1 protein-coding gene is annotated in these 210 nt (G+C 53.3%); it reads left to right on the top strand.

Features of this window, described 5'->3' with window-relative positions; all coding sequences use genetic code 11:
* Window positions 1-210, top strand: a 210-nt coding sequence (locus HJV72_RS19490; protein ID WP_243765718.1) for a Gfo/Idh/MocA family protein, incomplete at both ends; no start/stop codon positions are given.

Raw genomic sequence — 210 nt, 5'->3', positions numbered from 1 at the left:
CACCTGGGACAGAGAAGGCGGCGGCGTACTCATAGACCAGGCCATACACAGTATGGACCGGGTGCGCTATATGCTGGGAAGTGACATTGAATGGATTGAAGGCAGCGTACATAACCACTGCCACGATACCGTGCGTGTGGAGGATGCCGCGGAAGCTGCCATACAGTTTAAAAACGGCTGCATCTACAACCTCTATGCCTGCAATTCCTA

The organism is Extibacter sp. GGCC_0201 (assembly GCF_017566055.1).
Taxonomy (GTDB): Bacteria; Bacillota; Clostridia; order Lachnospirales; family Lachnospiraceae; genus Extibacter.
The sequence above is the reverse complement of the archived record's forward strand: the minus strand, read 5'-3'. Positions and strand labels throughout refer to the sequence as shown.